At 60.6% G+C, this 6,046-nt stretch carries 8 protein-coding genes; 4 read left to right on the forward strand and 4 right to left on the reverse strand.

Annotated elements, in window-relative coordinates; all coding sequences use genetic code 11:
• Positions 1-4: 4 nt before the first annotated feature.
• The 4 genes from OO12_RS10450 to OO12_RS10465 all read right to left on the reverse strand — a co-directional run bounded on the left by OO12_RS10450 (position 5) and on the right by OO12_RS10465 (position 3,564).
• Entirely contained in the window at positions 5-643 is a 639-nt protein-coding gene (locus OO12_RS10450) for a CAP domain-containing protein (RefSeq protein WP_034158623.1), read from the reverse strand.
• Positions 644-719: 76 nt separating this feature from the next.
• Positions 720-1,544 (reverse strand): monofunctional biosynthetic peptidoglycan transglycosylase, encoded by an 825-nt coding sequence (gene mtgA, locus OO12_RS10455; RefSeq protein WP_235364740.1) that lies wholly within the window; start codon positions 1,542-1,544, stop codon positions 720-722.
• A gap of 103 nt (positions 1,545-1,647) precedes the next feature.
• Positions 1,648-2,553, reverse strand: a complete 906-nt coding sequence (gene rpoH / locus OO12_RS10460) for an RNA polymerase sigma factor RpoH (protein ID WP_034158624.1) — start codon at positions 2,551-2,553, stop codon at positions 1,648-1,650.
• A gap of 60 nt (positions 2,554-2,613) precedes the next feature.
• Positions 2,614-3,564 (reverse strand): RluA family pseudouridine synthase, encoded by a 951-nt coding sequence (locus tag OO12_RS10465; RefSeq protein ID WP_034158625.1) that lies wholly within the window; start codon positions 3,562-3,564, stop codon positions 2,614-2,616.
• Between the two features lie 17 nt (positions 3,565-3,581).
• Here OO12_RS10465 and OO12_RS10470 point away from each other — a divergent pair, with 17 nt between their 5' ends.
• The 4 genes from OO12_RS10470 to OO12_RS29105 all read left to right on the forward strand — a co-directional run.
• Complete coding sequence (locus OO12_RS10470) at positions 3,582-3,974, forward strand: Mov34/MPN/PAD-1 family protein (protein WP_034158626.1); 393 nt, start codon at positions 3,582-3,584, stop codon at positions 3,972-3,974.
• A 612-nt stretch (positions 3,975-4,586) separates the two neighbouring features.
• Positions 4,587-5,003, forward strand: a complete 417-nt coding sequence (locus OO12_RS10475) for a nuclear transport factor 2 family protein (RefSeq protein ID WP_034158627.1) — start codon at positions 4,587-4,589, stop codon at positions 5,001-5,003.
• Between the two features lie 133 nt (positions 5,004-5,136).
• Positions 5,137-5,508: a hypothetical protein gene (locus OO12_RS27990; protein WP_152616351.1), complete on the forward strand. Its 372-nt coding sequence runs from the start codon at positions 5,137-5,139 to the stop codon at positions 5,506-5,508.
• Positions 5,509-5,716: 208 nt separating this feature from the next.
• A partial coding sequence (locus OO12_RS29105) for a hypothetical protein (RefSeq protein ID WP_235364741.1) occupies positions 5,717-6,046 on the forward strand: 330 nt, incomplete at its 3' end.

Genomic DNA, 6,046 nt, shown 5'->3' on the forward strand with positions numbered 1-6,046 from the left:
CGGCTCAGCCGGGGTGATAGCTGCCGGTGGCGGATACCGAGAAGTCGAGCACGCACATCGCGCCGTATCGCGCATGTGGTCCGCACCAGATGCCTGCTACGCGATATTCGGGCGAGAGCAGGATCGCGCGGTGGCCACGGCTGGCGACGCCATCGTCGACGATCAACTGGCGGATCACCTCGGTGGCGCTGTTCGCGCCATAGCTGATCGTCTCCGCGATATAGATGTCGCCGCCGCGCCGCTTGACCCGGTCGCCGGGACCGTCGCCATTCTGGCTGCGATGGCCGATCGCGCCAGTCGGACCTTGTTCCTCGACAAAGTCACGCGCCGCGCGGCCCAGCAAGGGGGCGGGCGCCAGCGTACCCAGCGGTGGACGTTTTGACAGTGCGGCAATCGCCTCGTCAATCGCGCCCACGCCTTCGTTGGTCATGTGCATCACGGGGTCGCCGGGGATCAGATAGAATTTCGCTTCGGGCGTCGGGAAAAGCCGCCGGAATGCCGAGAGCTTCGCCGCATAGGCCGGCGGGTCGGCGCGCATGGCGTTGAGTTCCGCCAGCACCGCCGCTTCATCGGGATATCCCGGCGCCGACCCGGGCAACAAGGTCATCAGGATGGCGGCGACGATCAGGCGGTGCGAGAGCATCAGAGCCTCCGGCTGGTCCAGAGTCTCGGATTAAGCGCTTATCCGCGGCATCGCCATGGGTTTTCGTGCCCGGCCCTCACGACCGCAGGCAAGCATCCAGGCCATCGTTGCGGACCACGCCGACACGGCGGCTGATCGTATTGCCATGACGCTTGGTGAAGCCGCGCGGGGCGATGGCGGCGCGCTTCTTGGGCAAGGGCAGGACGGCCGCGATCCGGCCGGCCTCGGCCGGGCTCATGCTCGATGCGTCATGGCCGAAATAGCGGATCGACCCGGCATTGACGCCATAAGTGCCGATCCCGGTTTCGGCGACGTTGAGATAGACCTCCATGATCCGCCGCTTGCCCCACAGATTTTCGATCAGCACGGTGAAATAGGCCTCCAATGCCTTGCGCGGATAGCCGCCTCCCTGGATCAGGAAGACGTTCTTCGCGGTCTGCTGGCTGATCGTCGATCCGCCGCGGATGCGTCCGCCCTTCGCATTGCGCTGATAGGCCTGTTCGATCGCCACGATGTCGAAGCCGCGATGCGTGCAGAACCGGGCGTCTTCGCCGGCGATCGCGGCGCGCGCCATGTTCGGATCGATCTTCGACAGCGGCATCCAGTCCTTGGTCACGCTGTGTCCGCCGATCATGTCGCCGACCATGGTGAGGGTAACCGGCGGCGCGACGAAGCGATAAGCGAGCACCCAAAGGATCGAGATCAGCACGAACCACAGCACCGCCTTGACGATGATCGTGACGATGCGCCGGAACAGCGAATGACGTTTGGCGGGCCGGGCGGGGATAGGATCGGTCTCTTCGGCTGGCAGCGTCGTCACGGCGGGCGCCTTGCGGATCGGCATGCCGGAAGACGGTGCGGGATAGGTGTCCGAGGAATCGGGGCGCGTCGGATCGGTCATTACGGCACCGAAATGCCGGATCGAACGCGCCGGGGGAAGGGGCTTCGTGCCGCGCGTTACATCCTGAAACAATCCCCTCCCGCGCACGGGAGGGGAAGATCGATCAGACCGCGGCCAGCATGCGGTTGTCGCCGGCCAGGCGCATCATCGCCTTTTGCAGCTTTTCGAACGCGCGCACCTCGATCTGGCGGACGCGTTCGCGGCTGACATTATAGACCTGGCTCAGCTCTTCGAGCGTCTTGGGGTCGTCGGTCAGGCGGCGCTCGGTCAGGATATGCTTTTCGCGCTCGTTCAGGTCGCCCATCGCCGAGGTGAGCATTTCATGCCGCACATCGGCTTCCTGCGCTTCCGCCACGACCGTATCCTGCAAGGGCGCGTCGTCCTGCAGCCAATCCTGCCACTGGCCCTCGCCATCCTCGCGCATCGGCACGTTGAGCGACGTGTCGCCGCCCATCGACATGCGGCGGTTCATGCTGGTGACTTCGTCCTCGGTCACGCCCAGGTCGGTCGCGATCTTGGACAGATGCTCCGGCGTCAGGTCACCATCCTCGAACGCGTCGAGCTTGGATTTCATGCGGCGCAGGTTGAAGAACAGCTTCTTCTGCGCGGCGGTGGTGCCCATCTTCACCAGGCTCCACGAGCGCAGGATATATTCCTGGATCGAGGCGCGGATCCACCACATCGCATAAGTGGCGAGACGGAAGCCCCGGTCGGGCTCGAATTTCTTCACGCCCTGCATCAGGCCGATATTACCCTCCGAGATCAGCTCGGACACGGGCAGGCCATAGCCGCGATAGCCCATCGCGATCTTGGCGACGAGGCGGAGGTGCGACGTGACGAGCTGGGCCGCCGCATCGGTGTCGCCATGCTCCTCGAAGCGCTTGGCGAGCATATATTCCTGCTCGGGCGCGAGGATGGGGAATTTCTTGATTTCCGACAGATAGCGGTTGAGGCTTGCCTCCCCGCCAAGAGCGGGGACCGTTGCTGGCACGTTGCTGCGGTTTGCCATGATCTGATCTCCCTTAATTATCGGTCCATGCCCTAAAAAGGCTGCACGGACGCTGAACCACTAGACGCAAAGTGTATCGTACAGTTCCTGCATATCTGCAGGCATTTCGCTATCGAACGCCAAAGCGTTACTTTTCACTGGGTGAATGAACCCCAATCGGGCGGCGTGCAACGCCTGCCGATGGAAATTCAAGGTTTCCAAAACCTGTCGATGAGCTGGTTTTGTTCTACCATAAACCGGGTCTCCAATCAAGGGGTGACCAAGCGACGCCATGTGCACGCGCACCTGATGCGTGCGTCCGGTTTCCAGCCGGCATTCGACCAGCGCGGCCTCGCTGAGCATTTTTAACGTCGTATAATGCGTAACCGCGCGCTTGCCGCCCGGCACGATCGCGACTTTCTTGCGATTGCTCGGCGACCGCCCGAGCGGTGCGTCGATCGTGCCCTCGAGCCGGGTCGGGCGTCCCGAGACGATCGCCTTGTAGCGGCGGTCGATCGAATGGTCGTGAAACTGCTTCGCCAGTCCCTCATGCGCCCGGTCGGTCTTGGCCGCGACCATCAGCCCCGACGTATCCTTGTCGATGCGGTGGACGATGCCCGGCCTGGCGACGCCGCCAATCCCCGAAAGATTGCCCGCGCAATGGTGGAGCAGGGCGTTGACCAATGTCCCATCGGGATTGCCCGCCGCCGGATGCACCACCAGCCCGGCCTGTTTGTCGATGACGATCAGATATTCGTCCTCGAACACGATATTCAGCGCGATCTGCTGCGCTTCGTTGTGCGACGGCGTGGCGTCGGGAATTGCAACGGTGAAGAGGGTGCCGCCGACCGCCTTGCGCGCGGGATCGCGGATCAGCGCACCCGACGGATCACTCACGGCGCCTGACGACAACAGCGCCTTCAGCCGTTCGCGCGACAGGGTCGGCACGGCCTCGGCCAGCGCGCGATCGATCCGCCAGCCATCGGCCTCGGTCGAAATGCGCGCTTCGATGATGGTAACCCCCCGATCCATGTAATAGCGATGTGGGCATGGGAATCGCGATTTCAAGCACTCTACTGCGGAGACTGCTAAACGCGGCGTGCGCATCGCCGGACGCCGAAATTTGCGGGCTGTTGTTCGGCTCATCCGAGCGGATCGAGGCCGCCGAGGCCGCCATCAACGTCGCACCGGATCCAGCCCGTCTGTTCGAGATCGATCCCGCCGCTTTGTTCGCCGCGCACCGGGCGGCGCGCGCCGGCGGTGCCCGGATGATCGGGCATTATCATTCGCACCCATCCGGTACGCCGGTTCCCTCCGCGCGCGATGCCGAGGCCGCGATGGGGGATGGCGCATACTGGCTGATCCTGACGCCGAACGAAGCGCGATTGTGGCGGAGCGTCGCTATCGGCGCATTCGAGCCGGTCCCGCTCGATCACTATTGAGTCAGGCACTCTTGAATCGGGCTGGTGGACCCGGTCACGGCCATGCCTGGCGAGGTTGGAAAAGGGCGCTCCCATCATTTAAAACTCCCGCAGCTGCGGGAGTTTCTGCGGGAGAATGGTTTTTTGAGGGTTCTGCGGGAGTCTGCGGGAAAAGCTGCGGGAGTTTTGATGGATCCGCACGGGAGTTTTTCGGGGTGCTTGCGGGAATATCGGGAAATGGCGGGAGCGGAGGTCATGATCTGCTGACTCGGTCTGTTCGATTCAAATGGTCCAACGAAGAACAAGAATGACGATGCCAGGGCGCGATTTGAATCGAACCCGGCATCCGATCGCGATGAGGAGCACAGCGTCCGCCAATGACGGTGCAGATATGGCAGGGCCGCCGCCTCGGCTCTGATACGAGCTGAAGGTTGGATCGGATCGTCTCAATTTTCGCGATGCAAACCTGTTCGACCGTGCGCCAACGTTCCTTTAATGGAGCGCCGTGGGTCGATCGGCCGACTATCCCCGCCCAGTGGTCTGAGGGCATATAAGGCATTGCGCTTGGCGGCGGCGATAGCGGCTTGCCAATTTGCCCGCGTTCGGGAACGAGTGGCGTTCTGGAGGCAAGCGATGACTCAGCCTGTGGAATCTGCAGATCGTGTTCGCGAATTGCTCCGGCGCAATCTTCAAGAGGTTTTTGGCGAAAGCGATGCGCAACGTCGACGTGCCGCGATTGACGAACTCTGGACGGATGACCCCGTTCTTTACGTTCCGCCCGGGATTATTGTCGGTCGCGACGCGATCAGCAAAGCCGCGGGCGATCTGCGGGCGGCACATCCGCATTTCGTCTACACCCATCATGGCGAACCGCAGGCGCTCCACAATGCGGGGCGTCTGGCGTGGGGTTCAGGCCCACGCGATGAAGCAGCCGCATATACAGGCTGGGACGTCATTCTCGTCAGGGATGGCAGAATTGCCGCTCTGTACGTCTTTCTAGATGAGGCTTCCGAAGAGTTTCGCCGGACAAGCGGCCAGCCCGGGGTTTGAATAGAGTTGAACCGTGCTGGCGATGCAATGGAAACTGCGAACCGCAAATCAAAACTAATTAATAGACCCTGAGTATCGTTAAAGTATGCAAATACGGTGGAAATATTGTGATCTACTTTGGCTATATTTCATTATGATCCTCAAGATCAATATACCGATAATTGTATCTACATCATTGGTCGTGCTCTTATTGATCGCAGGTTGGTTTGGATATGACTCCTTAATTAACCGCCCTCAGCGGATTCGGATGGATTTAATTGGAAAACCAATCGGTCACATTTCGAACCTCAAAGGTTATGATCCGGGTTCGATGTATTTTGGGGAAGGGAGGGAGCGTTGGACATACGCTCTAGTCGAGGGGGATGCTTCGCTCTTATCGAGAACCTGCAAAGACAAGATTTTTGATATATGCGATCTGGCGGTAAAAGATGATGCTGTTCGAAATGTTCAATATGCAGTCAGGATGAGCGGGAATGTTTTAATCGTAGAGGCGTGGTATCTTTAGGTATTGGGTGAAGTGCTATAGTTTGCTTGGTTTCTGAAAGACTGTCATCGCAATATAGTTCTTCGATTGCATTCGCCCCTCCCCAAAAAGCGAAAGATATAGCTCCCAGGCTTCAGGAGACGAAGCATGAGGCAGCAAAAGCGTCACAGCCTCATTCTCGGATGCCTCACCTTCTCATGCTGATACCGCCGCCTTGGCTCCGGCGCGCGTGGAACCCGGCCAGCTTCGTGCCAACAGCATCTCGGAAAACCGGATCAGCATCTCGCCGCTGCGCAAGATCAACGCCTATCTTCCGCCGCGTTATGCCGACCCTGGCAAGCGCTTCCCGGTGATCTCTTTCCTGTCCAGCTTCCTCGAGAATGAGACCGCCTCGGTTCGACTCGCGCAACGTCACCGTATTTCGAGCCCGGGAGGTTTGAGGCGGTCGCGCTGGGTGGGGGCCGGAAGGCGCAGTTTCGCGCTGATGCGGCTGTCAATTTTCCCTCTTGTCTCGCAGCCTGTTTGTGTGAGAACAAAAGGAGGGCGGGTTAACGGATAC

Source organism: Sphingomonas sp. ERG5 (genome assembly GCF_000803065.1).
Classification (GTDB): Bacteria; Pseudomonadota; Alphaproteobacteria; order Sphingomonadales; family Sphingomonadaceae; genus Sphingomonas.